A 26235-nucleotide genomic window follows, 5' to 3' on the forward strand; every position below is an offset into this window, starting at 1 on the left:
CCCCTATCTAGTGAAGGCAGCCGGTACGCCGCCGTCCACTGTTATCATACAGCCTGTTGTCTTGAGTGCTGCATCTGAGGCAAAGAAAGCAATGGATTCAGCGATATCACTTGGATAGATATTGACACCAAGTGTCGTCCGTTTGCGATAATGTTCCTCCAATTCATCTGGTGAAATATTATAAGCTGCTGCCCGCTCCTCACGCCATTTGGAGCCCCAAATTGCTGACCCTTGCAGCACGGCATCAGGAAGGACGCCGTTCACTCGGATGCCATAGCTTCCGCCTTCAGCAGCAATACATCTAGCCAAATGCATCTCCATCGCCTTCACTGCACTATAAGCCGCTGCATTCTTACCTGCATAAACGCTGTTTTTCGATCCTACAAATACCATGCTTCCGCCAATGCCCTGCTGCTTCATCAAACGGAAGGCTTCACGAGCTACTAGGAAATAACCTGTACCTAAAACATCCATATTAAGTTGCCATTCTTTTAATGTTGTTTCCTCAAATGGACTGCTTGTAGCAAGCCCTGCGTTATTGACGATATGGTCCACTCCGCCAAACTGTCGGACTGCTTTCTCAAAGGCTTCAGCGATAGCACTTTCATCCGTTACATCCATTTTGACCGCTATCGCACGTCCTGCCCCGTACGTTCCGTTTAGCTCCTGGGCGATCTTTTCTGCCCCTTCGAGATTGATATCGGTCACAACCGCATGAGCTCCGCCTTCCAGGAAGACGCGCAATGTTGCACTGCCAATACCGCCAGCTCCGCCTGTGACGAGAACGACTGAGCGGCTGAATCTTGCTTCGGGTGGTGCCAAGGAAAGCTTATACAGCTCCAGTGGCCAATATTCCACCGCAAATGATTCCGATTCGGACAAGGAAACAAAGTCACCGAGTGCTGTTGCTCCCTTCATCACTGCAATTGCACGATGATACAAAGCAGCACTAATATCAGCAGATTTCTTGTCCTTACCAGTCGTCACCATACCTACACCAGGTATGAGCACTACTCTAGGCACTGGTTCGAACATCACATCTTCCTCAGACGCAAAGCGACTGAAATAATCTTCGTAATCTTTAGCGAAGTTTTGGATACCTTCTTCTACTTTTCGAAGCAGGTCATCAGCATTGTCAGCAGACGGATCGAATGCGATGTACAAAGGCGTACGCTTTGTATGTACAAGATGATCAGGGCAAGCCGCACCTACCTGACTCAGCTGCTGCGCTTGTTCACTGTTTACAAATTCAAGCACATCTTCGCTGTCATCAAAGCTTAGAATCATTTTCTTTTCTCCGCTTACTGCGCCTCTGATGGCTGGCATCACTTTCGTAATAAGCTGATTTCGTTTTTCTTTGTCCAAAACTGACAATTTCTCTCCGCCGAAAGCTTTTGTTTCTGACTGCTGCTTTTGAGAAATATAGCTTTCTGCTTCATTAATGACAGCAATCGTCCGATCATAGCTCTCTTTCGCTGTCTCTCCCCACACGACCAAGCCATGCTTCTCCATCAGAACAAGTTCTGCCTGCGGGTTTGCTGCTACTGCTTCTGCGATCATTTTAGATAAAGTGAATCCAGGTCGGATATAAGGAACCCAGACGAATCGCTCACCAAAGATCTCTTTAGCTATTTCCTGTCCATTGTCTGCACAGCATAGACTGATAATGCTGTCAGGATGAGTATGGTCAACATGTTTGAATGGAAGGAACGCATGCAGCAGCGTTTCTATTGAGGCACGCGGATGACTGGCATCGATCATGCATTGACTTAAGTACGCGACCATTTCCTCATCTGTCATAGATTCCCTTTCAATCAATGGGCAAATATCTTCCATACGCAAACCGGTGAAATTATGTGCACCCATTGTTGCCAAATCAGACCCGCTGCCTTTAACATACATAACTTCAATCGGGCGTCCGCGGAAGTCCTCAACCGTAGTTTTCATAGATGTATTTCCGCCGCCCCAGTTACAAACAGAACGGTCACTTCCAATCAAATTTGATCGGTAAACTAGCTCCCCTAATCCTTCATACTGATTTGCATTCGATTCATCCCATTTATTCTGTACCAATTCTACCACTCCTTCTACATTTGATGAAGCGCTTTCAATTCATGAACTCATTATACATTAAACACAAACATATTTGTGTGTTTATCTTTATTTTTATTTGTTTATTTTTGTTTTATTAATTTCTTGCCTCCCGCTGTCTTTCTTCTACACTCCCATACCGATCTTCCTGGATTTCCTCCAATGACTTCCCTCTTGTTTCTGGTGCCATAATCAAACCAACAACCGCCGCTATAACAAGGAATCCGATCATGATCATACCTGCTGCCTGGAATCCGAGTGAAGTTATCATTAAAGGTACAACAAGCGAAATCAATCCGACCGCTATTCGCGCCAAGGCAAAGATAAAACCTTGAGCTTTTGCCCGGTAACGCGTATGGAAAAGTTCTCCAGCCCAAAGCCCATAAAATGCTTGGGCCCCGAATCCAGCCGCAATCCCCCAAAGGACGACAAATGTGAACAGCTCGAACATTCCCATTCCGCCAAACGTAAGAACCAGCCAAGCAGCAATTCCCATACCCGCACCTACTCCATAAAGAAGCTTACGATTTACCCGGTCACCGAGCTTAATGAAGACAAAATAAGTAGCTGCCACGGTTAACGTCCAAAGGAAGCCTTGCAGCAAGTTTGCCTGAGATGCAGATAATCCGCCGACTGTTTCGTAAATATAAGGCATAAAATAGCCCATAACACCTGCAACAAGATTCCAGAACACATATATGCCAATAAGCAGTACGATTGCTTTAAGATTTGCTTTAACGGTAAACAGTTGTTTCCATGACACATCTTGTTTCCCAACTTCTCTTCGGCTTTTTTCTTTTTCCTCCGTCCATATGGTTGACTCATTGATCTGCTGCTGCATAATCCACGTAATGAGAGCCACGACGAAGAGCTGAGCAAAGATGATTCGGCTGCCAAGCAAACCTAAGGGAGCCAATAAAACTGATAGAAACAGCGTAATCGCTGGTCCGATCGACCAAGCAAACTGCCCCCAGCCGACTCGTGCTGCTCTCTCCCCCTTCGGCGCTTCTTCCGCTATGTAAGTCCAAGCTGCTGGTATTGCAGCTCCGACAGCGATTCCTGTCACCACATAACCAACGAGCAGCATCGGGAAATTGAATGAAAACATAATAAGCAAAATCCCCAGCATGTACACAAGCAAATCATACTTATAAATGAATTTTCTGCCGAACTTATCCACCAGGATACCACCAAGAAATGCTCCAATCGCCGACCCGAAGCCATTGGCACTCAATGCACCGAGAAGTCCAAGCTTTGCATCATTCAGATTCAGGTACTCCATCCATAAAGTCAATCCGCCAGCTCCGGCAACAATCGAACCCGCCTCCAAGTAGTTGGACATTGCAACTGTAATTGTAGCCTTTAAACTTCCTTGTTTTGCTGCCACTATTCTTCCCCCCTATGTATTACAGCGGTAATTAAGACCACCTAAAATAAAGCGCTTACACCATACTTTATGATTGGATTATACACTATATTATTTTGTTTGTCTTTAATTGTCTTTATTTGCTTTGTTTTATTGTTGGATTACCCTTCAATACTAAAAGAAGTATTAAGTTTACATAATTATATTACGATAAACTATCTGTATATAAAAAAGCTTGCATTATCAATTACATGATAATGCAAGCTTTAAAGCGCTGCTAATATAGTACAGTCTCTGAGCATAACTATTTCCTTGAATTAAAACATCCTTATCAAGACTACTCCAGCCAAGATCAAAACAAGACCAACTATCTGTATAAAATCAATTTGAGTTTTGTAAGAACCCATCAATCCCAAGCGCTGGATCAGCAGACTTCCTGCAATCTGTCCAAATAAGACTAAAACAACGGTTTGTCCTGTCCCCACTTGACCTACTAAATAAATGTTAATTAATACATATGCTGCTCCTAAAAAACCACCTAACCAAACCCACCATGCTGCTTTTTGTTTTATCGGATTTCTTACTCCCGCAAAAGTGCGTTCTTTTAAGGCAACTACAATGATCAATGTAAGTGCGCCGATAAAGAAAGAGACAAAAGCCGCTTGTATGGACGAATGAAGGACAATGCCAAGCTGTCCATTAATCGCCACCTGTGTAGACATCAACATCCCTGATCCAATTCCGACTAGACGCCAAATCCACAGATTCAGATTTCTTTCATTCGATTTTTCCCGTCGTGATCTGACTTCTTGTATAGCAATAGCAAAAAACACACCAATTATAACTAAAGCTATTCCTATTATTCGATACGTATCAAATGGTTCCTTCATAGAATGGAACCATCCAAAATTATCAATCAGCATTCCCATGATGATTTGCCCTAAAATAGGCATTATGGCTGTTTGTACACTACCCAGTTTAGGGAATAACAAAATGTTGACAGTAAGAAAAATAACACCGAGCACCCCGCCAAGCCAAATCCAAACTGGCTGTTGGGAGATGAATCCCCATGATATTCCAAGCGGTGAACCTGTTATCAAAGTTATAACGGCCAAAGATAGAGCCCCAATCACGAATGAGATCATGGAAGCTAAATATGGAGAGATAACAAATTTTCTCAACTGTGAATTCACAGCAGTTTGAAATGACAATCCCGTACCTATTAAAATTCCTATTAATGCAGTAATCATAAAATATAACTCCTCAAGAAAATTATTTTATCACTATGTTTGACAAAATAAGGAGGAGGTAATGAATTATAGTAACCGTTCTTCGTATGTATCTTCCTCTCCCTGATGATAGTTCTATTGTATACCCTTGAAGTGGCAGTTAGTCAACTGTTCCAGTTGCAGTCGTAATGATAACACAAAATAAAAACGCCTCCCTTATCGTCGATCGATAAACAGAAGCGTTAAAACCTTGAAAATTGGATTTATAGCTAAAGCAAAACCGTTCTAGGTTTATTTATATTACGATCAATCTATTTCAGCCTCAACTGGCACGGTGCTCAAGCCGCAGGCGATCTGCTACCATTGCAATAAATTCAGAATTTGTCGGTTTTGCTTTGGAGATGCTGACAGTGTATCCAAATAGGGAGGAGATGCTATCCATATTTCCACGGTTCCACGCTACTTCGATAGCATGGCGGATTGCTCTTTCCACTCGGGAAGCTGTCGTATTGTATATTTTGGCAATGTCCGGATAAAGAACCTTGGTAATAGAACCGAGCAAGTCAATATCATTATAAACCATTGTAATCGCTTCGCGAAGGTACATATAACCCTTGATGTGTGCCGGCACACCAATTTCGTGAATGATATTAGTGATGCTCGCTTCCAGATTTGGTTTTTTATCACGTTTTTTCTCTTTTACTCGAATCGGACTTGACTCATAGCTTCCGCCATATCCGCTTACCTGACGGATCTGTGCTGCCAGGTTCTCAAGATCGAAGGGCTTAAGGATGAAATAAGCAGCGCCGAGATCGACTGCCTTCTTAGTTACTTCTTCTTGACCGAAGGCTGTTAGCATAATTACATGCGGCATCGGTGCGGATGTTCTTTCTCTTAATGTACGAAGAACAGCCAGTCCATCGACATGCGGCATGATGATGTCGAGTACGACGACATCCGGCTGGATATCTTCCAGCATATCTAAACAATCTTTTCCATTATAAGCTGTTCCAATTACCTCTATATCGGATTGGTCTTCAAAATATTCCTCCATAAGCTGCACAAGCTCTCGATTGTCATCGACCAAAACTGCTTTTATCTTATCCATTCCCAGCTTCCTCCCTTAATATCCCTTATGATTCCACGTTATAGTTTCGACACATCAAGGTCAATTCCTGCCAAATTGAAAAAAACCACACTTTTATTTCCAGAGTATGAAATCCTGCCCATCATTCGACAAATTGCGACGCAGCGCGTTCCGAACAGGTGTTTCTTGTCTTTACAGTATACCGTATGACTTGAAAAAGAAAAAGACAATCCTATTCGTAAACGAACAGGAATTGCCTTTTTCAGCTTGCTTTTTTATCACTTTTGTAAATGTCGATACCTGCTTCCTGCAGCATCCATTCGATGTGTACACCGTAACCGGATGTCGGATCGTTAACGAATACGTGTGTAACAGCACCAATAAGTTTACCATCCTGAATGATTGGACTTCCGCTCATCCCTTGGACGATTCCGCCTGTTTTAGCAAGCAGCCTCTTGTCTGTCACCTTGATGATCATACCTTTTGTTGCGGGATGATCCTGCGGTACGCTATTGACGATTTCCACTTCGAATTCTTCAATCTTTTCGCCATCCACTACAGTTCGGATAACTGCTGGTCCTTTTTTAACTTCCTCGCTTAAAGCAATTGGAAGTGCTTTTGCTTCCTCATTTTGACGCATATCACTTTCCAGTTTGCCAAAAATACCAAAAGGGCTATTTTTCGTGATAGTTCCGATATAATTGCGGTTCATGCTGAATTCAGCGAGTTTTTCCCCTGGTTTGCCATTGTTTCCTTTTTGAATGCTTGTAACATTAGATCTGACGATTGTACCGTCATGAATCTCAATAGGCTTTTGTGTATCCATATCCGATATAACATGGCCTAATGCACCATAGTTCTTTGATGCCGGATCATAAAAGGTCATCGTACCGATACCAGCTGCTGAATCACGGATATAGAGACCCATTCGGTACTGCTTATCCTTGTCGTCCAGTGCAGGATTGAGTTCTGCAGTCAATGTCTGGCTGCCGCGTTTTACTTCAATGCTGACAGGCTTACCCGCTTTACCAGCTTTTTCAATCAGCGGAGCAACTTCTTCCATCCTGTGGATTTCTTTTTCATCGATTTTCAAAAGAATATCCCCAGTATAGATAGCTGCATCTTCTCCAGGAGATACACTTGCTTCGGCAGTTCTTACTTGATGATGACCGACAACAAGAACACCTAATGTATGAAGTTTGACTCCTACTGAATGCCCTCCAGGAACAATGCGGATATCTGACAATACATCAACAGCTACCTTTTTGACAGGTATACTGCCTACCGTATAAACAAGTTCTTGTTTGCCTGTTGACTGCCCCTGAAAGGCCTCTTGGTCAATAGCTTCTACAGCCTCTCCGTCACCAAAAACCGGAAGAGCATCAGAAAGATCGTTATTTGAAAACAAAGTCAATGTTTTGGGTATGCTCAAAAAGGACTGTACTGGTTTTGTCAATGGCGCGGCTAATAATACAGCCAGCAGACAAAGACCAATGGCGATGCGCAGTGCTGCTACCTTATTCTTCATTTTCTCATCTCCTAGAAGTCCTACCCCACAGCAGTTCATGCTTGTTTATGTACTTCTAGTTTGACTTTCACAGAGGCTTTTTAAACCCAGAAAACATCAGAAAAAGCGCCTATCTTTTCCTTTATTTAAAACGAAAAAAATCCTGCCATATATGGCAGGATCATGAATGTTTGTATTGTCCGGCAAGTGTTATCAGTTCTCTTGCATGTTCTTTGGTCTTTTCGGTGAGCACTGTTCCGGTCATCATTCTGCTGATTTCTTCGACAGCAGTGTCCTGACCAAGCTCAGTCACTGACGTATGCGTACTGTTGTTTTCAACATGCTTTTCAATTAATAAATGCGTATCCGCCATGGAGGCAACCTGTGGTAGATGGGTAATACACAATACCTGCGACCCAACAGAGATACCATATATCTTCTCTCCTATTGCCTGGGCAACACGGCCGCTGACACCTGTATCCACTTCATCAAAAATGACACTCGTCACACCTTGATGCCTTGAGAAAATACGTTTCAGAGCTAGCATGATACGAGATAATTCCCCTCCTGAAGCGACTTTATGCAGTTCCTTCAAAGGCTCTCCCGGGTTTGTAGAGATATGGAATGTAATCGCGTCAAAACCATCTGCCGTCAACTGGACAGGTTTTCCATTCAATTCTGGATCACCAGAATTTCCATTCTTTAACTGTACGTCAACATGGAAACGTGCTTTCTCTAAATACAGATCCTTCAGCTCATCATGGATGGCGTCTGTTAACTGGACAGATGCTTGTAAACGCAGGTCATGGAGCTGCTTCGCCTCAAGCATTGTGTCCTCACCAAGATCCGCAATTTGCTGCTCCAGCTGATGAATGTGGGAGTCGCGATTTTGAATCTGATCAATCTGATCTTCAATACTCGCTGCATATTCTAAAATTTCTTCGACCGATTGGCCATACTTCTTTTTCAATCGGCTTATTTCATTCAAACGCATTTCAATTTCATTCAAGCGTTCTGGATTATAAGAAAGTGAATCAAGCTGACTGCTCAGCTGGAATGTGAGATCCTCCATCAGATAATATTGTTCACTAATCATCTGATGATGCTTCTGTATATCATCATCATAGGAACTAGCCGATTCAAGACTGGCCAAAGCATGCCCTACCCAGTCCAAACCTTTCTGTTCCCCATAAAGTGCATTATAGGCGTCATGGAGCGATTGATAAATTCGTTCGTAATTCATCAACTTTGTACGCTCTTCTGTAAGTTGTTCATCTTCACCAGGCTGAAGTTCCGCTTCTTTCAATTCGTTGTATTGAAATTTAAGCAAATCAAGACGCTGGGCCATTTCCTGTTCATTCGTATTCCATTCTTTGTAGCGTTTTTTCAATTTTTGAAGTTCTTTGAATTGAAGCGTATAAGCTTCCTTTGCTTTGCCGATTGCTTCTGCATCGTACAAATCCAAGAGCTCTATATGCTTATCTGCATCCATCAAAGATTGGGTTTCGTGCTGCGTATGAATATCGATCAATGATTTTCCGAATTCACGTAATATAGCCAAAGTCACCAGCTTGCCATTTACACGACAAATACTTTTCCCACTTGTCGTCATGGTACGCTCCATAACAACCATTCCATCATCAATATCTACACCAAATTGAGCACCTACAGTATAAATAGGATGATCAGGTGAGTCAATGATAAATAGGCCTTCCAGCTCTGCTTTTTTCTGACCGTGGCGGATGAATTCAACCGACCCTCTTCCGCCGCTAAGCAGCTGGACTGCATCAATGACAATAGACTTACCTGCTCCCGTTTCTCCAGTCAGCACAGTAAGCCCTTCTTTAAAATGTATCCGTATATGGTCAATAATTGCAAAATCCTTAATCGAAAGTTCTGTAAGCATGGTATCCCCTCATTTCACTTCCGTTTAAAGCATGGCCAGCAGTTTGTCTTTTACAAATTCTGTATCAGCTTCCGTACGGCAAATGATTAGAATCGTGTCATCTCCGCTAATCGTTCCGAGAATTTCATCCCAATCCAGGTTATCTAAAAGAACAGCAAGCGCGTTCCCGTTACCTGGAAGTGTTTTGAGTACAATAAAATGACTTGTCGTATCGATACTGACAAAAGCATCCATAATAAGCCGCTTCAGTTTTTCAAGCGGATTAAACCGATTGTCTGCAGGCAAGCTGTACTTGTATGCTCCCTCAAAGGTCGGAACTTTGACAAGGTGCAATTCCTTAATATCTCGGGAAACGGTAGCCTGTGTCACATTGAATCCTAAATCCTTCAAATGGTCTACTAGCTCATCCTGTGTTTCAATATCGTTGTTTGTGATCAACTCGCGAATTTTGATATGTCGTTGAATTTTACTCATTGTCTTCCTCCATCGCTTTCTCCGACACGGCTTTTTTCGCAGTTAATTGCTGATGCGCATCGTCGACGACTGATTGAATCGCTTCTGTATCAGGGAAATCAGCTGCTGTATCTTTATCCCAAGCTAAGTGAGCCAAGAATTCGATATTGCCGTCTCCTCCAGTGATTGGCGAAAAAGTCAGTCCTTCATACTGAAAACCGAGCGATTCACTGAATTTCAGTGTATCCTCTAGTACTTCAAAGTGCACTTTCCTATCACGTACGATTCCTTTTCTGCCTACTTGCTCACGTCCTGCTTCGAACTGCGGTTTAATGAGCGCGACAACATCACTGCCTGGCGCTAATATCTCCTTCAATGCAGGCAAAATCAATCGCAAGGAAATGAAAGATACATCAATCGACGCAAAATTCGGCAGTCCCTCTGTCAGCATATCAGGTGTTACGTAACGGAAATTCGTTCTTTCCATAACAACAACACGTGGATCATTCCGAAGCTTCCAGTCGAGCTGATTATAACCGACGTCGATTGCGTAACTGCGAGCTGCACCACGCTGCAAAGCGCAATCAGTAAAGCCTCCAGTAGAAGAACCGATGTCAACCATTGTCCGGTCTTCAACATCGATTTCAAAATAATCCAAAGCTTTTTCCAGTTTCAGGCCGCCACGTCCTACATAAGGAATGACTTTGCCTTTCACAGTAAGGTTAGCTGTTTCGTCAACCTTCATACCAGGTTTATCAAGACGATCGTTGCCGGAATATACGAGTCCAGCCATGATTGTCCGCTTTGCTTTTTCTCTTGTTTCTATAAGTCCCCTATCAACGAGGAGAACATCCAATCTCACTTTTGCCATTCACTCAAGCCCTTTGCTCTTCATTCATTCTTACTATCTTACGGAGTCTGTCGATTGTATTTTCCTTCGTTAATCCAACTTCCTCCATCTGTTCTGGTACACTTCCATGTTCAACAAAGTAGTCAGGTACACCCATTCGTCTGACAGAAGATGCATTGTAGCCGTTCTCCTCAGCGAATTCCATTACACCACTGCCGAAACCGCCTTTTAGCGCAGCTTCTTCAATCGTCAGGATCGGTAAATCGGAAGCGAAAATTTCATGCAGCATCGCTTCGTCCATCGGTTTGATGAAACGAGCATTCACAACACGAACAGAAATACCGTCCGCAGCGAGCGACTCACTTGCATCCATTGCCAGCGGAATCGTTGTCCCAAATGTTAGGATAACAGCATCCGTTCCTTCTTTTAGCACTTCCCAGCTTCCGATTGGTAATGCATACGTTTTATCATCTACAGGAACACCGAGTGCGTTTCCACGTGGATAACGCAGAGCAATCGGGCCATCTTCATGTGCCAAAGCAGTATGAACCATGTGCCGCGCTTCATTTTCATCCTTTGGCATCATTATGGTGAAATTAGGCATTGCTCGGAGGAAGGATATATCGTATACACCTTGATGCGTCTCCCCGTCAGCTCCGACAAAACCTGCGCGGTCAATCCCGACAAATACATTGAGGTTTTGTCTGGCAATGTCATGAAGCAGTTGATCGTAAGCTCGCTGCAGGAAAGTGGAATAAATGGCAAGGAAAGGTTTTACACCTTGCGTTGCCATACCAGCTGCCATCGTTGTGGCATGCTGTTCAGCTATTCCAACATCAAAAAGACGATCAGGCATTTCTTTTTTGAAGTTTTCCAGTTTGGAACCGAGAATCATTGCTGGAGTAATGACTGCAATCCGTTTATCCGTTCGCGCTTTCTCAAGAACAGCTTCACTGATCACCTTACTCCAAGCAGGTGCAGTAGCGGAACTTTTAATCTTTTCACCGGATTCAATTTTATATGGTCCGACTCCATGCCAATTGTCTGTTTTATCACTTTCAGCAGGTTGATACCCTTTTCCTTTTTGGGTAACCACATGGATGATTTTAGGTCCTTTGGTCTTTTTAGCGTAATGTATTGCTTCTTCAAGGTCTTGGAAATTATGGCCGTCCACAGGTCCGAAATAGGTGAACCCTAGTTCTTCGAAAAACATGCCAGGAACCATGAAATACTTCATGCTATCTTTCATTCTTTCTGCAGCGGTAGCAAGCTTGCCGCCAACAGCAGGAATCTTTTTAAGTAGCGTTTCCATTTCATCTTTTGCACGCTTGTACTTACCTGCACTGCGCATTCTTCCTAAAACATGATGCAGCGCACCGACATTATTCGCAATAGACATTTCATTATCATTAAGGATGACGGTGATGTTCTTTTTCTCATCGCCGATATTATTCAGCGCTTCCAATGCCATTCCGCCAGTGAGGGCACCATCTCCAATAACCGGCACGACCTCATAATTCTCATCCATCATATCTCTTGCTGACGCCATTCCCATCGCAGCAGAAAGGGATGTAGAGCTATGTCCTGTTTCCCATACATCGTGCTCACTCTCGATCCGTTTCGGGAAGCCGCACATGCCTTTATATTGGCGTAATGTTTCAAAGTCAGCGGTTCTGCCGGTCAATATCTTGTGAATGTATGCTTGATGCCCTACATCCCAGATAAATTTATCCTGCGGACTATTGAATGCTTTATGCAGTGCTAGCGTGAGTTCCACGACACCAAGATTTGCACCAAGATGCCCTCCTGTGACGGACAGCTTTTCAATCAGAAATGTCCGGATGGAAGCTGCAAGTTCACTTAGCTCCTCATTCGACATTTCCTTCAAGAATGCCGGGTTCTTAATTGCTGTTAAATCCATATAACCTTCCCCTTTTGTCACCGGCCTGATCAGCCTGACAGCATAGTATGAATAGGTACATTTCTGCGCCGGACGAAGAAATCAATCCTGTAGGTTTATACCCTGTTTCTATCTCTCCAACATCAATTTCAGACAATTTCTGCACTTCGTCCGTGCAGGAGCCTATTTAAAAATAGCCGCTAGCACATATGTGATAACGGCGTTTTCTATGTTCGTACGTATCAGTTCTGTCCTATATTCCTAGTAGCAATATATCACAGTTGGCTATAAGCTTACAATCAATAACAGTCAGCTCGTCCTTCTGCTCAAATAAACGGTGAGCTCATGCAATCTGGTATCCTTGATTTCCGCTTGTTCCAAACACTGATGCGCCAGTTTGACGTATTTGTCCATTTGCGCCTTCGCTCCGTCAAGTCCAAGCAGCTTAGGATACGTGCTTTTCTTGTTTTCTTCGTCACTGCCGACTGGTTTTCCAAGGACAGATGCGTCCCCTGTTACATCCAGGATGTCATCCTGCACCTGGAAAATTAGACCAATGTAGGTGCCGAATTGTTTCATCAGCTCCAGCGTTTCCGGTTTTACGCCGGCTAAATAGGCACCGGCAACAATTGCATATGTTAATAACTTACCCGTTTTTAGATTATGTATTTGCTCTAATTCATCCAACGTGCTTTCTTTATCTTCTGCTTCCATATCCAAAGTTTGTCCAGCAATCATGCCGGTTGAACCAGCAGCTTCAGACAAATAAGACATTAGGTATACCTTTTCCTCCGGCTGAATCCCTGTGGCTTGCCCGATGACAGAAAAACTTCTTGTCAGGAGTGCATCACCAGCAAGTATCGCTGTTGCTTCCCCAAATTTCTTATGGTTTGTCAGCTGTCCGCGGCGGTAATCGTCATCATCCATCGCAGGCAGATCATCATGAATTAAAGAGTAGGTGTGCACCATTTCAAGCGCAGCAGCGACTGGAAGGACTTTATCGCCACGTCCGCCGAAAGATTCAAATGCAGCCCGCATGAGAATTGGACGCAGTCGCTTGCCTCCAGCTCGCATGCTATATAAAACAGATTCAGCTAAAGAGTGTGGAAGCATGTTGTCATTTTCGAGCAAATTCATCATGTACTCGTTTAGCTGCTGCTGTTCTGCTTTCAAATAACCCTGTAACGATTCACTCACTTATTCTTCCTCCTGTACAGTGAATGGCTCAGTTTCGCCGGCATTATTCACAATTTCCACCATTTGCTTCTCGACTTGCTCAAGCTTATCGCCACAGATTTTGGAAAGCTTCATACCTTCTTGATAATAGCCGATCGCCTGCTCAAGCGGGACATCTCCTTGCTCCAGCTTGCTCACAATCTCCTCCAACTGCTGCATTGCTTCTTCAAAGCTCTGTTTTTTCTCCTCAGCCATTTGTATCCTCCTTCACTTCCTTGACGATACAATCTATCGTGCCATCCTCCAGATGAATTTGCACATCATCGCCTTTAGTAACCTGATCCACGCTCTTTAAAAGGGTATCTTGTTTGTACGAGATACTATATCCTCGCTTCATCGTTTCCAATGGATTCAATAAAGAAAGCTTATTGATTTGATGAAGAAACTTTTGCTGTTCTCTTTCATGCCTTTTTTCCATAGCTTGCTTTAATCTAGCTTGCAAGGCAGTCAGCTGCTGATTATAATTTTGAGCCTGTTTACCAGGATGAACAAGCGAAAGACGATTAACCAATGTGGTAAATTGCTGTTGCCTTGCCGACACAGCAGTCGTACCTGCTCTGCTTAATCGATCGGAAAGCTTGTCCAGTTCTATTTCTTTCTGCCTGAGAAGCTGCTCAGGATAGCGAAATGCATAAGAACCTCGAAGTTTTGCCAATCGGTTCGCTTCTTGACTGTAGCCTTGACGGACAACATAATGCATCCTGTTAGACAGTTGCACTAAACGATGCAGCAGTTCTTCACGTGCTGGTACAGCCAATTCAGCTGCACCGGTCGGCGTAGCTGCTCTGACATCGGCAACGAAATCACTGATAGTGAAGTCCGTTTCATGACCAACAGCGGAAATAATCGGGATACTTACCCTGTGGATAGCGCGTGCGACGATTTCCTCATTGAAGCTCCAAAGCTCTTCAATGGAGCCGCCTCCCCTTCCTATGATCAGCACGTCGAAATCATGTTCTTCCGCATAGGTGAGAGCCTGTACAAGCGACGGAGCTGATCGATCACCTTGGACAGATACAGGCAGAACCGTCACTTTAACAATCGGATACCGCCTTTTGATCGTCGTCAAAATATCCCTTACAGCAGCACCAGTCGGGGAAGTAATAACTCCAATATGCTCCGGATATTCCGGGAGCGGTTTCTTGTGAGCAGCAGAAAATAACCCTTCTCTTTCCAGCTTCTCTTTTAGCTGTTCATAAGCTTGATACAGCGCTCCTACTCCATCTGGCTCCATATGCTGAATATAAAGCTGATATTGGCCCTGCGGCTCATATAAGCCTATTTCTCCGCGGATCAGAACGGTCATCCCGTTTTCCGGAACAAATTTCATTCCTTTGTTTTGACTTGCAAACATGACAGACTGTATCCGTGCCCCATCATCTTTCAACGTCATATACATATGACCGCGACTGTGATGCTTGAAGTTTGATATTTCAGCTCTTAGCCAAATATCCTTCAAATGCTTGTCCGTTTCCAGCTTCCGCTTCATATAGCGGGTCAAGGCAGTCACGGTCAAATAACGGTCATCACTCATACTTTTCCTGCTCCTTACACTACCGCTGCTGCTTGACGTCTAGCTGCTTTAATTGTGTTAAGCATCAGCATTGTAATTGTCATTGGACCTACACCGCCCGGCACTGGTGTGATAATAGAGGCAACTTCCTTCGCATGTTCGAAATCGACATCTCCTGTCAGCTTGCCTGCTGCATTCCTGTTCACACCCACATCAATGACGATAGCACCTTCTTTGATATCCTCAGCTTTGATCATATGCTCACGTCCAACTGCCACAACAAGGATATCTGCCTGTTTTGTAAAGCTTCTAAGATCCGGGGTGCGTGAATGCGTATGGATAACAGTTGCATGCTCATTTAAAAGCAATTGCCCGATCGGTTTACCTACAATATTGCTTCGGCCAACTATGACAGCAGTTTTACCTGCAATCTCAACATCCTTCGACTTCAGCATTTGAATGATTCCGTACGGTGTACATGGATAGTATGTATCTTCTCCAAGCATCATCTTACCTACATTAGCAGGGTGGAAGCCGTCTACATCTTTTTCTGGATCAATGCTGTCAATGACAGCTTGTTCGTCGATATGTGCCGGAAGAGGCAATTGGACTAGAATGCCGTTCACATTTGTATCCAAGTTCAATCGCTGAATAAGGTCCAATAGCTCCGTCTGTGTCGTCGAGCTTGGAAGTTCTATCAGATCAGAACTGATACCAATTTCGGCTGATGCTTTTTCTTTTCCTTTTACATAAGATTTGGAGGCGGGATCGTCTCCGACTATAACAACGGTCAGATGAGGCAGAATATCTTGTTCTTTCAGTGCTGCTGCTTCTTGTTTCAGTTCTTCCCGAATCGTTGCTGCAAGTTCTTTTCCGTAGATTAATTCTGCTGTCATGCTCATCCGCTCCCTTATTTTTTGATTATTCTTGATAGTACGCCGTTAACGAATTTGCCCGATTTTTCATCACCGAATAGATTCGAAATCTCAATTGCTTCGTTGATGACTACGCCTTGTGGTACATCTGAATGATGAAGAAGCTCATATACAGCGATACGCAATGCTGTCTTCTCTACACTCGCAAGCCGATCGAATGACCAATTCTCTAAATGCTCGGCAATTTTTGCATCGATTGCAGCTTTATGCTCTATTACGCCATTAATAAGACTCGCCAAAAAAGCATTCTGCAACGGCTCTCCTAATACATTTTCCACAGCCTCTTCTGGCTGAATATCGTTCATGTCCATCTGGAAGAGGACTTGGAAGGCAGTTTCCCGTGCCGTACGTCGTTTCATATTCTATCTCCTTTTAACTCATCTCATCAAATCATAACATGATATATAGGCTTAAATCTATCTTTGAACAAAAGAAAAGACCTCAGGGCCGAACCAGCCAAGGTCTTTTCCAACGAAAACAGTCTACTCGACAGTGTCCGCTTTTTGATCGAGTTGTATACCTACTATATGGACATTGATCTCTTTGGTCGCAAGTGCCGTCATCGTCTGCAGCGCCTGACGGATATGCTGCTGAATGTCTCTGGCTACCTCGGGCATCCTGCAATCGGCACTAACCGTGATAAAGACGTCGATTGCAACTCCTTGTTCTGTAAGTTCAACCTTGACACCTTTACCATGTGCCTTCTTGCCGAGCTTCTCTGCCACACCAGTGGCAAATCCGCCCCGCATTGCCATAACACCCTTCACTTCGCTTGCTGCAATTCCGGCAATGACCTCAATTACAGCAGGAGAAAGCATGACATTGCCAAGTGCCCCCTTATGACCAATCGATACGAAAGATTGCTCTTGCAAAGATCTCACATCCTTTAGGTTATTTACTCCATGATTGTGTAGTTTTCAAGGAAGTTCGTGTTGAAATCCCCTTCTACAAATACCGGATGCTCCATCATACGAGAATGGAATGGAATCGTCGTATGCACACCTTCGACAGCAAATTCGCCCAAAGCACGCTTCATGCGAGCAATTGCTTCTTCACGTGTTTTACCGAACGTGATCAGCTTCGCTACCATACTGTCATAGAATGGCGGAATAGAATAGCCTTGATAAGCTGCTCCGTCCACACGTACACCGAAACCGCCTGGTGCAAGGTATAAATCGATCTTACCTGGTGAAGGCATGAAGTTTTTGAACGGATTCTCTGCGTTAATACGGCACTCGATAGCCCATCCGTTAAATGTAATATCTTCCTGCGCGTAACGTAATGGCTCGTTATTGGCAATGTGAATCTGTTCCTTGATAAGATCCACGCCTGTCACAAGCTCCGTAACTGGATGTTCTACTTGAATACGTGTATTCATTTCCATGAAATAGAATGTATGATCTTTTCGGTCAAAAATGAATTCGATTGTTCCGGCACCGGAATAATCAACCGCTAGCGCTGCTTTCACAGCTGCTGCACCCATTTTCTTACGGATTTCCGGTGAAACAGCTGGTGAAGGAGATTCTTCGATCAGCTTTTGCATACGGCGCTGTACAGTACAATCACGTTCTCCAAGGTGAATAGCATTGCCGTGGTTATCCGCAAGCACCTGGATTTCCACATGACGGAAATCTTCTATGTACTTCTCTAAGTAGACACCAGGGTTGCCGAAAGCTGTTGCTGCTTCCTGCTGCGTTACACTGATTCCTTTTACAAGCTCTTCTTCTGTACGGGCGATTCGGATACCTTTACCGCCGCCACCTGCTGTTGCTTTGATGATGACAGGATAGCCAATCTCTTCCGCAACTTGCTTGCCTTCTTCTGCGTCTGCTACGATGCCGTTTGAACCAGGTACGACTGGAACACCAGCTTCACGCATAGTTTCACGCGCAACGTCTTTTGTTCCCATCTTATTGATGGCATACGCACTAGGACCGACGAACGTGATGTTACATTCTGCACACAGCTCTGCAAAATCAGGATTCTCTGCTAAGAATCCATAGCCAGGATGGATAGCATCGACACCAGTCAGCGTCGCTACACTAATGATATTCGAGAAATTCAAATAACTATCTTTACTTGCCGCCGGACCGACACAATATGCTTCATCCGCCAGCTGTACATGTAATGCTTCTCTATCTGCTTCCGAATAGATTGCGACCGTCTCAATATCCAGCTCATTACAAGCACGGATAATCCGGACAGCAATCTCTCCACGGTTGGCAATCAATAATTTCTTAATCACAACGAGTCAACCCCTTAGTTAGCCTTCACTCTGAACAGAGGTTGTCCATACTCAACAAGCTCTCCGTTTTCCACTAGTACTTCGACGATTTCACCAGATACATCTGCAGTGATTTCGTTGAATAGTTTCATCGCTTCCACGATACAAACTACTGTGTCTTTCTCCACCCGTTCACCGACGCTAACGAAATCATCAGAATCTGGATTTGGTTTGCTGTAGAAAGTTCCGACCATCAATGATGTAATTTCGTAATCATAATTCTTTGCAGCTGCTTCTGGAGCTTGTGCTGCCGGCTCAGGCTGTGCAGCAGTGACTTGAGCCTGTGGAGCACTCACAGCCGGCTGAACTGGTGCTGGTGCCGCTGCTACTTGTACAACTTCCTTGTTTTTGCGAAGGGATACTTTTTCCCCTTCTGTTTCATAATCGAATTCATCTATTGAAGATTGGTCAATTAAGGTAATAAGTTCTTTCAATTCTTCTAATTTAAGCATATTGGCACTCCTTTACAATGGTCCTGCAAAATGGTTCCTACAGATTTAATCACTAACATATTTTACGCAAACGTTAAAAAAATCGCAACACCTAACGATTACCTGGGAGCATCAGCTGGTTGAGCTATGCTGCTTTTTCTCGTTCTGCAGTGCAGAATAGAAGCCTTTTTGCTCTATTAATTCATGATGGCTTCCTTGTTCTTTTATTTCGCCATCCTGCAGTACAAATATCTTATCTGCCTGTTCTATCGTATTGAGACGATGCGCCACTACAATACTTGTACGACCCTTCATTAATGCTTTCATTGCTTGCTGGATTCTAAGTTCAGTAATCGTATCAATGCTGGATGTAGCTTCATCCAGCAAGAGGATATCCGGATCCTTTAATAATGCTTTGGCAATGGACAGCAGTTGACGCTGCCCATGACTAAGACCGCCGCCATCCTGTCCGACTATCGTTTCATATCCATCAGGCAGTCTGGTGATGAAACGGTGAGCGTTGGCCGCTTGGGCCGCTTCTATCACTTGGTCATCTGTAGCATCTAATTTACCATAGCGGATATTCTCCAGGATCGTACCTTTGAACAGAAAATCCTGCTGTAAAACAACCCCAATTCGATTGCGATAGCTGCTTAAATCGAGCTCAGGTAGCGGCATATCATCGATTGTAACTTGGCCTTTATCAGGCTGATAGAAGCCGGCAATCAGATTCATGATCGTCGTTTTCCCAGACCCTGTCGGGCCGACAAAAGCAGCCATTTGTCCTGATTGAACAGAGAAACTGATATTCTTCAGAGCCGGTTCTCCTTCATAAGTGAATGTGACATTTTCGAAGTGTATGTCTCCTCGAAGTTTTGATATTGTTTGTTTCGCCGTCTCTTGGTGTTCTTCCTGCTCGTCCAGGATTCCAAAAACTCGCTCTGCTCCAGCAAGTGCCGAGAACAAGGAGTTAAATTGGTTGGCTAAGTCATTCAGCGGACGTGTGAACTGCCTTGAGTATTCCAAGAAGATGACAATCGTACCAACAGTTATACCTGCACGTCCATACCCGATTAAGAGAGCTCCAACGCCGGCAATGACCGCAAAACTGATGTTATTCAGCATGTTCATCCACTTTGGAATGAAACCAGAAAACGTTTGAGCCCAAAAGCCTGCATGCTGCAGCTCCTCTGTCTTGCCACGGAAGGTATCGATAACTTTGCTTTCTTGGGCATATGCTTTAATGACTGCTTGGCCGGATATGCTTTCCTCTGCATAACCATTCACCTTACTGACAGCTTGCTGCTGTGTTCTGAAAGCATACCGGGTACGGTTGGTGATCCATTTGATGCCGATGAACATGATTGGCACAACGAGCAGTGTGATGATTGTAAGTACCGGGCTAAGAATGACCATGACTGCCAATATGCCGATAAAAGTGATGATGCTGGAAACAATCTGAACCATCGACGTATTGAGCGTTGTTGAGATATTATCCACATCATTCGTCATCCGGCTCATTAGCTCTCCATGCTGCCGTTTATCGAAGAAAGCAAGCTTCAATTTCTGCAGATGAACAAATAGATCCTTCCTGATTGAGTACACAGCAGTTTGCGAGATGGTAATCATCCAATATCCTTGCAGAAAGGTCATTACAGCCACAGCTGAATAAATTAGCAGCAGCCAGCTTATTTGCTGCAGAAGATATCCTGCCGTATACTCCCCACTTACAAACCGGTCAACGATATGCCCAAGAATGACAGGACCAACCAACGCTAGTATAGAGCTTACAATAATCATAGCGAGCGTACTGAAAAGAAGTCGTCTTTCACGAAGCATGTAATGCCAGATTCTAAGTAGTGTGCCTTTAGGATTTTCTACTTTTGCTTTTTGTTTACGAGCACTTGTCGTATATGCCGGCCGCTTATAACGGAACGCTTCGGATAACTTTTTCATGATGTCGCCTCCCGCTGCGCTTGAGAAGCCTGAATCGCGCGGAATAGCTCTGATTGCTCCAGAAGCTCATCTGCTGTACCATATGAAGTTCGTTTTCCTTCTTCTACGATTAAAATCCGGTCACATTGCATCGCCGTACTAAGCTTCTGTGTGACAAGCACTGTCGTACATTCATACCGCTTGAGCGCCTCCAATAATTTGCGTTCTGTCTGCAAATCCAGCGCACTTGTACTATCATCTAAGAGCAGAAGTGAAGGCTTTAACAGCAATGCTCTTGCAATCGTCAGCCGCTGTTTTTGTCCGCCTGAAAGATTGATCCCATTTTGACCAAGTCTTGTATCAAGCTTATCTGGCAATTTGCTAATCGTCTCATAAATTTGCGCATCCTTTGCAGCACGGACAATCGCTTCTTCACTTGCATCAGGTACTCCCCAGGCGACATTCTCACGGATTGTACCGGAAAACAACTGCACATCCTGGGATACAAATCCTACTTGTCGGCGAAAAGACTTGCTGTCCAGGTTTTGTAATGGCGTATCATCTGCCAATACTTGACCTTTATCAGGTTCATATAAGCCAATCATAAGATGTAATAAAGTTGACTTACCGGACCCTGTTTCCCCTAATATTGCAACACGTTCTCCGGAATTGATTTCCATCGTAAAATCTTCGATGACCGGTACTTTGCCATTTGGGTATCGGTAGGTTACCTGCTCCAAATCTATTTTTCCGCGGAAAGTATCTGATGTTGTATCACCGTCATCTTCAGGAGTTTCTAGATCCAGAATATCAGCAATTCTAGTACTGGATGCTTTTGCTCGCGCATAAAACGTGATCAGCATGCCGACAACACTCAATGCACCGGTAATCCTTGTTGCATAGTTAATGATTGCGACTATATCTCCGACATTCGTCTGCTGCTGCATTCCACCAATATATAAAATTGCCAGAATGGCGATATTCATCACCAAGGTGAGCAGAGGCACAGACAATTCTGTATAACGAAATGCTTTCAGCATATTTTGACGCAGCTTATTGCTGGTCTGCTCAAAGCGTTTCTGTTCATGCTGCTCACGGACGAATATCCTGATAAGGCGGAGTCCGACAAGGTTCTCTCGCATCACATGGTTGACTTTATCGACACTGCGCTGCACAGTTCCGAAATAACGGATGCTCCTTTTCATGATGAAACGAAGAAAAATCAGCAGTATGGGAATGACGATCAATAAGATAAGTGCTATCCGTGCATTCACTACAAAAGCCATGACGGTTCCGCCGATAATCAGGAAAGGAGCCCTAATCATGAATCGAAAGAACATGACAAGTGTCAACTGAATTTGGTTTACATCATTTGTCAGTCTGGTTAAGAGTGTGCTCGTACCAAAGCGCTGGATATCTTGAAGCTCTGCCTGCTGAACCTTTTCATACATCTGATCACGCAGCTCTTTTCCAACACTTTGACCAAGATGGTCGGCAAAGAAAATATTGATGATTCCAGCTCCGAAACCGACGATTGCAATGGCCACCATTCCAAGACAAAGCTCAATTACAAGTTCATTATTTCCGGCAGCAATGCCATCATCAATGAGTTTTTGTAAGAGAAATGGCTGCACAAGTTCGACGGAAAGCTCCATCATAATAAAGACCAATGAAGTTACGATTATGAGCCAATAAGGTTTAAGATAACTGAATACTGTCTTCACTGCTTACGCCTTCTCCCTGCTTATGTATAGCCTGCTGCTAATCATACCCTAGCATACCATCACTTCAAACAAAATCGTACTAAACACCCTCCCATAGAAAAAGGAGCATTCCACGAATGCTCCTCACTTTTTATTTCTGCGGAATATATTTTACATCCACGTTGGCACCGTTGAATTCATCAGCAGCCATCTGCATAATGCTGTTAGCTTCTTGAGCTGTCATTTTATCCGCTTTAACGGTAATCTGCACATGTCCATCTTCTGCTCGAACAAGCACTTCCTCATAGTCCTTCTCTGCGATGATTGATTCTTCCAGGATGGATTCTTTTGACGCGAATTGCTCCATTAGCTCGATTTGGCTGACTGCATCATTCTTTTCTTCTGTGCTTGTAGAGGAGTTGGCAACGATTTCTTCAAGTCTGGTTTTTGCTTCGCTTCGTTGATCCATCGTTTGCATCCGGATACTGGCAAATAGTTCATCGACATTAGCTGGTTCAGTCGTAACATCTGCTTCTCCTTCTTCTTTGGACTCAGTTTCTTCGGAGTCACCAGCAGTTGTGCTTGTCCCATTTTCATCTGCTTTGTCATTTATAAAAGCCAGTTCGTCCCCGTTCGGAGAAGTCATATAATAGACACTCAATACGATTAGCAAGCTCAGCATCGTCAATAGCCATACTGTTTGTTTCTTCAACATCTCAATTCCCCCTTAATTTTTCGGCATAACCGAAATTCGATGTGTCGGTACATCTAGCACGCGTGATACTGCCTGTACAACCCATTCCTGAACTGTCGCTTGTTCTGCTCCTTTTGCAACAACAAGCACCCCTCTTACTTCTGGCTTTCTTGTTTCGACCAGCAGCGGTACTTCTTGATCTCCTTGTCTGACAAGCACTACCTGCTGTTCCTCATTTTCATCTTCCACTACCCGTTCGCCGCCATTTTGGTCGGTTTCTTCAGATGTTTGCTGACCGATGATCAGATTCTTTTCATAAATTTTCTGGTGGGTGCTGTTCAGATTAACCATTACTTCCACCTCGGAAACACCTTTGATTTTTTCCAGAAGCCCAACCAGGTCTTGCTCATATGCTGCTTCCAAATCTGTAGTGGAAGAAGAAGCGTCGTTTTCTTTCTTGGCGAAAGTCTCTTCTGTTTCTGCTGCTGTTGAATTTTGAGTCTGCTGGGTGTTTTGTCTATCCGGCTCTTTCTGTTCCGTGAATAAGCCGCTTACAAGTAAAAGTAAGGCACCGAGCAGTCCGACAATGACCAAATATCCAAGCTTTGTCGGTTTCTTATTCTGAGAATCTTTCAGCTTCCACTGTTCGGAAAGCTTGTCTAGTAATTTTTTCATCCTGTCCCCCCTTTTTGGGTGACCTCAAGCGGCAGATCCTCAAGCTCCCAGATTTCGGCCAGATAGGATTTCACTCTCCCCATATCCTCAGTCTGTTCATTTGCTTCTATTGGACGGGAACTGTCGATGTCGACGTCGCTGATTTTTCCTTCCGGTAATTCCTGGTCGGTACTCTGCACCTTTACTTGGATGGAATCGATTGCTTCGGTCGTTTCCTCATCCTCTCCCTCCTTAAAGGCCACTGCGATGTCAGTAATCTGCATATGAAACTTCTCTTGCAGCGTTGGATTTGCTTGGTCCTTCAATTGGACAGCCATCTGTTCCTCAATATATGCGCGCTGTATGGAATCTATTTCACTTTTCTTCTCTTCTATTGAATTTTCTATCGAAGGGGCTTCAGTAAGGGCAGCAAAGCCTTCCATTGCTTCCTGCACTGCTCTCGTTGAATCGACCTGGAATAATGCGAATACAGGCTTAAGGAATAACAGAAGCAGCATGAGCCCCATGACCAGCTTGACGTATTTACGGATATCGGTGTCGGGCAAAACCATATCGAGTACAAAAGCGAGAAGGATGAACAGAATGATCTGCATCACCCATGATTGCAAAGCTTCCAAGTGATCAGCTCCTATCTCAGCATTAATGTAACGTTGCTCGAAGCGACAATGATCACAATAGCAATGAAGAACATGAACGCAACAACGAGCAAACAAGCGAAAATATAAAGGATATATTTACTCATCACTTGCATTGATTTGATGATCGGACCATCACCTAGTGGCTGTAGCAAGGCTGCGGCAATTTTGTAGATAAGTGCGATGGCAAGAATCTTTATTGCAGGGAACAAGGAGATTGCTAAGACAATCAGCACCCCGACAATTCCGATTGCATTTTTCAGAAGAAGTGAAGCACTAAGCACAGTATCAGTGGCATCGGTGAACATCCGGCCAATGACGGGTATGAAGTTTCCAGTAACGAATTTGGCCGTCTTCATCGCTACACCATCCTGGACAGCTGTAACGGCACCCTGGACGGAGATGACACCAAGAAAGACAGAAAAGAAAATCCCTAGCAGCCATAGCCCTATGTTTTTCAATAAATCAGCAAGCTGGGTAACCGGGTATTCTTTGTTGATTGTACTGACTAGATGCAAGAGGGCGCTCATTAGGAATAACGGTATTATTATCTTAGCGATCAATAGACCGCTGGCATGTATAAGGAAAACGATTATCGGATGAAAGAAAGCAACAGCAGACAAACTTCCAAATGAAGCCATCAACCCAAGCAGCAGCGGAATCAAAGCAAGCATAAAATCACTCATACCATTGATAGCTTCCATTGCGTAATTCACTGACAAACGGAAACTGTTCAAAAGAAGTGTCAGAAGAACCATACATACGATTAAATAAGCGACTTTGCTGATTGAGCCTTTATTGAAGGCAGTCTGGATTGTCTGGAGGATGCTGCTGAATAAGGTTAAAAGAATCAAAGTACCAAGCAGCTTTCCATTGAGCAGCAGCTCATACAGCAGATATTCAAAAAGCCCTTTCAGCCATGATTGGATGGAGATGTCTCCTTGCTGTTTAATAAAATCAACGAAAGAGCCTTTCTCCAGTTCCGGGATAAACTGGCCGTACTTATCAGATAAAAGCTCCCAATACTCAGTGAGTTCTTCTGTCGGAAGGCTATCGAATGCTGTGACCGCAACTTCCTTTTCTTCCGCTTGACCTGTCTCCCCATAAGCAGCTGATGGAACCGCAAGTACACCAAACAAAGCTAAAAGAATTACCAAGCAGCGTTTCAACGTATCCAGCTCCTTATCCGCCCGGCATGAAACTCATGATTGTCTCGATGACCGCTGTCAGAATCGGTATGGCCACCGTTATGATAATGATCTTTCCGGCAAGCTCTATTTTTGCAGCAATTGCTGACAATCCGGCGTCTCGTGTTAAATGCGCACCAAATTCCGTGATATAAGCAATGCCGATGATTTTCAAAATCGTCTTGATATAAAGACCTTCCACATTTGCTCGTTCACCCAGCTGCTCAATCAAAAGCAGGATGCCTGTAATCTTTTGCAGGATGAACAGGAAAATGATGATGCCTGTCACTACTACTACGAAAAATGCAATGGATGAATTTTGTTCTTTTACAATCAAGGCAAGCAAACTTGCTACAATGCCAATGGATACGATTATAATAATATCCATCTCAATCGCCTCATCCCTGGAATAAGAACACCGACTTGATCTGCTGGAACAGTTCCGATAATTTGCCCAAGACGATGAGCAGTACCAGGATAAATCCCATCAGTGTTGTAAATTGTGCAATCTCTTCCTTTCCCATTTGCTTCAGTACAGTATGAATGATTGCGACAATCATCCCGATACCTGCGATTTGAAATAGAATCATTGCTTCACCGAGCATAGCGGACTCCTTT

Annotated in this window: 25 protein-coding genes; all 25 read right to left on the bottom strand. The window is 43.9% G+C overall.

Annotated elements, in window-relative coordinates; translation table 11 throughout:
* Window positions 1–3 precede the first annotated feature (3 nt).
* Window positions 4–2073 (bottom strand): bifunctional aldolase/short-chain dehydrogenase, encoded by a 2070-nt coding sequence (locus tag CHH58_RS04920; RefSeq protein WP_095262102.1) that lies wholly within the window; start codon window positions 2071–2073, stop codon window positions 4–6.
* A 115-nt stretch (window positions 2074–2188) separates the two neighbouring features.
* Window positions 2189–3433, bottom strand: a complete 1245-nt coding sequence (locus tag CHH58_RS04925) for an MFS transporter (protein ID WP_095227132.1) — start codon at window positions 3431–3433, stop codon at window positions 2189–2191.
* Between the two features lie 341 nt (window positions 3434–3774).
* On the bottom strand, window positions 3775–4707 hold the full coding sequence (locus tag CHH58_RS04930) for a DMT family transporter (RefSeq protein ID WP_095226962.1): 933 nt from the start codon (window positions 4705–4707) through the stop codon (window positions 3775–3777).
* Window positions 4708–5008: 301 nt separating this feature from the next.
* Window positions 5009–5794 carry a sporulation transcription factor Spo0A gene (gene spo0A / locus CHH58_RS04935; protein WP_095226961.1) on the bottom strand — a complete coding sequence of 262 codons (786 nt, stop codon included), beginning with the start codon at window positions 5792–5794 and terminating at the stop codon, window positions 5009–5011.
* Between the two features lie 241 nt (window positions 5795–6035).
* Complete coding sequence (gene spoIVB, locus CHH58_RS04940; protein WP_095226960.1) at window positions 6036–7301, bottom strand: SpoIVB peptidase; 1266 nt, start codon at window positions 7299–7301, stop codon at window positions 6036–6038.
* Between the two features lie 160 nt (window positions 7302–7461).
* A complete protein-coding gene (gene recN, locus CHH58_RS04945) occupies window positions 7462–9186 on the bottom strand; it encodes a DNA repair protein RecN (RefSeq protein ID WP_095226959.1) in 1725 nt (574 codons plus the stop codon).
* Between the two features lie 24 nt (window positions 9187–9210).
* Window positions 9211–9660, bottom strand: a complete 450-nt coding sequence (gene ahrC / locus CHH58_RS04950; protein WP_038561172.1) for a transcriptional regulator AhrC/ArgR — start codon at window positions 9658–9660, stop codon at window positions 9211–9213.
* Window positions 9653–10510, bottom strand: a complete 858-nt coding sequence (locus tag CHH58_RS04955) for a TlyA family RNA methyltransferase (protein ID WP_095226958.1) — start codon at window positions 10508–10510, stop codon at window positions 9653–9655. The genes ahrC and CHH58_RS04955 overlap by 8 nt, the downstream gene beginning before the upstream one ends.
* Window positions 10511–10514: 4 nt before the next feature.
* Window positions 10515–12410 (bottom strand): 1-deoxy-D-xylulose-5-phosphate synthase, encoded by a 1896-nt coding sequence (dxs, locus tag CHH58_RS04960; protein WP_095262103.1) that lies wholly within the window; start codon window positions 12408–12410, stop codon window positions 10515–10517.
* 288 nt (window positions 12411–12698) lie between these two features.
* Window positions 12699–13586: a polyprenyl synthetase family protein gene (locus tag CHH58_RS04965; RefSeq protein WP_249275032.1), complete on the bottom strand. Its 888-nt coding sequence runs from the start codon at window positions 13584–13586 to the stop codon at window positions 12699–12701.
* The gene (locus CHH58_RS04970; RefSeq protein WP_038561183.1) at window positions 13587–13820 is read right to left on the bottom strand and encodes an exodeoxyribonuclease VII small subunit; all 234 of its coding nucleotides are present in this window, start codon (window positions 13818–13820) and stop codon (window positions 13587–13589) included.
* Complete coding sequence (gene xseA / locus CHH58_RS04975) at window positions 13813–15159, bottom strand: exodeoxyribonuclease VII large subunit (protein WP_095234026.1); 1347 nt, start codon at window positions 15157–15159, stop codon at window positions 13813–13815. Before xseA ends, CHH58_RS04970 begins: the two co-directional genes overlap by 8 nt.
* Window positions 15160–15173: 14 nt before the next feature.
* On the bottom strand, window positions 15174–16034 hold the full coding sequence (gene folD / locus CHH58_RS04980) for a bifunctional methylenetetrahydrofolate dehydrogenase/methenyltetrahydrofolate cyclohydrolase FolD (RefSeq protein ID WP_095218014.1): 861 nt from the start codon (window positions 16032–16034) through the stop codon (window positions 15174–15176).
* A 14-nt stretch (window positions 16035–16048) separates the two neighbouring features.
* Window positions 16049–16432: a transcription antitermination factor NusB gene (gene nusB, locus CHH58_RS04985; protein ID WP_038561192.1), complete on the bottom strand. Its 384-nt coding sequence runs from the start codon at window positions 16430–16432 to the stop codon at window positions 16049–16051.
* A 123-nt stretch (window positions 16433–16555) separates the two neighbouring features.
* The gene (locus CHH58_RS04990) at window positions 16556–16945 is read right to left on the bottom strand and encodes an Asp23/Gls24 family envelope stress response protein (RefSeq protein ID WP_170937525.1); all 390 of its coding nucleotides are present in this window, start codon (window positions 16943–16945) and stop codon (window positions 16556–16558) included.
* 23 nt (window positions 16946–16968) lie between these two features.
* Entirely contained in the window at window positions 16969–18318 is a 1350-nt protein-coding gene (gene accC / locus CHH58_RS04995) for an acetyl-CoA carboxylase biotin carboxylase subunit (RefSeq protein WP_095226955.1), read from the bottom strand.
* A gap of 14 nt (window positions 18319–18332) precedes the next feature.
* Window positions 18333–18809 carry an acetyl-CoA carboxylase biotin carboxyl carrier protein gene (gene accB, locus CHH58_RS05000; RefSeq protein ID WP_095226954.1) on the bottom strand — a complete coding sequence of 159 codons (477 nt, stop codon included), beginning with the start codon at window positions 18807–18809 and terminating at the stop codon, window positions 18333–18335.
* 111 nt (window positions 18810–18920) lie between these two features.
* Window positions 18921–20747, bottom strand: coding sequence for an ABC transporter ATP-binding protein (locus CHH58_RS05005; RefSeq protein ID WP_095262104.1), 1827 nt, complete (start codon window positions 20745–20747; stop codon window positions 18921–18923).
* The gene (locus CHH58_RS05010) at window positions 20741–22447 is read right to left on the bottom strand and encodes an ABC transporter ATP-binding protein (RefSeq protein WP_095262105.1); all 1707 of its coding nucleotides are present in this window, start codon (window positions 22445–22447) and stop codon (window positions 20741–20743) included. The genes CHH58_RS05005 and CHH58_RS05010 overlap by 7 nt, the downstream gene beginning before the upstream one ends.
* A gap of 130 nt (window positions 22448–22577) precedes the next feature.
* Entirely contained in the window at window positions 22578–23141 is a 564-nt protein-coding gene (locus tag CHH58_RS05015; RefSeq protein WP_095226951.1) for a SpoIIIAH-like family protein, read from the bottom strand.
* 12 nt (window positions 23142–23153) lie between these two features.
* Window positions 23154–23795: a stage III sporulation protein AG gene (spoIIIAG, locus tag CHH58_RS05020; protein WP_038561211.1), complete on the bottom strand. Its 642-nt coding sequence runs from the start codon at window positions 23793–23795 to the stop codon at window positions 23154–23156.
* Window positions 23792–24412 carry a stage III sporulation protein AF gene (gene spoIIIAF, locus CHH58_RS05025; protein ID WP_095226949.1) on the bottom strand — a complete coding sequence of 207 codons (621 nt, stop codon included), beginning with the start codon at window positions 24410–24412 and terminating at the stop codon, window positions 23792–23794. The genes spoIIIAG and spoIIIAF overlap by 4 nt, the downstream gene beginning before the upstream one ends.
* Before the next feature lie 11 nt (window positions 24413–24423).
* On the bottom strand, window positions 24424–25599 hold the full coding sequence (gene spoIIIAE, locus CHH58_RS05030; protein ID WP_095226948.1) for a stage III sporulation protein AE: 1176 nt from the start codon (window positions 25597–25599) through the stop codon (window positions 24424–24426).
* Window positions 25600–25612: 13 nt separating this feature from the next.
* The gene (gene spoIIIAD, locus CHH58_RS05035) at window positions 25613–26011 is read right to left on the bottom strand and encodes a stage III sporulation protein AD (protein ID WP_249275050.1); all 399 of its coding nucleotides are present in this window, start codon (window positions 26009–26011) and stop codon (window positions 25613–25615) included.
* Window positions 26012–26015: 4 nt separating this feature from the next.
* The gene (gene spoIIIAC, locus CHH58_RS05040; protein WP_038561221.1) at window positions 26016–26222 is read right to left on the bottom strand and encodes a stage III sporulation protein AC; all 207 of its coding nucleotides are present in this window, start codon (window positions 26220–26222) and stop codon (window positions 26016–26018) included.
* Window positions 26223–26235: the final 13 nt, after the last annotated feature.

Origin of the sequence: Terribacillus saccharophilus, from assembly GCF_002272745.1 — a bacterium.
In the GTDB taxonomy this organism is placed as follows: domain Bacteria; phylum Bacillota; class Bacilli; order Bacillales; family Amphibacillaceae; genus Terribacillus; species Terribacillus saccharophilus_B.

Coding starts and splice junctions, on each gene's coding strand:
- CHH58_RS04925 (WP_095227132.1), bottom strand. CDS start 3,433: ATGTCCAACTACTTGGAGGCGGGTTCGATTGTTGCCGGAGCTGGCGGA.
- CHH58_RS04930 (WP_095226962.1), bottom strand. CDS start 4,707: ATGATTACTGCATTAATAGGAATTTTAATAGGTACGGGATTGTCATTT.
- spo0A (WP_095226961.1), bottom strand. CDS start 5,794: ATGGATAAGATAAAAGCAGTTTTGGTCGATGACAATCGAGAGCTTGTG.
- spoIVB (WP_095226960.1), bottom strand. CDS start 7,301: ATGAAGAATAAGGTAGCAGCACTGCGCATCGCCATTGGTCTTTGTCTG.
- recN (WP_095226959.1), bottom strand. CDS start 9,186: ATGCTTACAGAACTTTCGATTAAGGATTTTGCAATTATTGACCATATA.
- ahrC (WP_038561172.1), bottom strand. CDS start 9,660: ATGAGTAAAATTCAACGACATATCAAAATTCGCGAGTTGATCACAAAC.
- CHH58_RS04955 (WP_095226958.1), bottom strand. CDS start 10,510: ATGGCAAAAGTGAGATTGGATGTTCTCCTCGTTGATAGGGGACTTATA.
- dxs (WP_095262103.1), bottom strand. CDS start 12,410: ATGGATTTAACAGCAATTAAGAACCCGGCATTCTTGAAGGAAATGTCG.
- CHH58_RS04970 (WP_038561183.1), bottom strand. CDS start 13,820: ATGGCTGAGGAGAAAAAACAGAGCTTTGAAGAAGCAATGCAGCAGTTG.
- xseA (WP_095234026.1), bottom strand. CDS start 15,159: ATGAGTGATGACCGTTATTTGACCGTGACTGCCTTGACCCGCTATATG.
- folD (WP_095218014.1), bottom strand. CDS start 16,034: ATGACAGCAGAATTAATCTACGGAAAAGAACTTGCAGCAACGATTCGG.
- nusB (WP_038561192.1), bottom strand. CDS start 16,432: ATGAAACGACGTACGGCACGGGAAACTGCCTTCCAAGTCCTCTTCCAG.
- accB (WP_095226954.1), bottom strand. CDS start 18,809: ATGCTTAAATTAGAAGAATTGAAAGAACTTATTACCTTAATTGACCAA.
- CHH58_RS05015 (WP_095226951.1), bottom strand. CDS start 23,141: ATGTTGAAGAAACAAACAGTATGGCTATTGACGATGCTGAGCTTGCTA.
- spoIIIAG (WP_038561211.1), bottom strand. CDS start 23,795: ATGAAAAAATTACTAGACAAGCTTTCCGAACAGTGGAAGCTGAAAGAT.
- spoIIIAC (WP_038561221.1), bottom strand. CDS start 26,222: ATGCTCGGTGAAGCAATGATTCTATTTCAAATCGCAGGTATCGGGATG.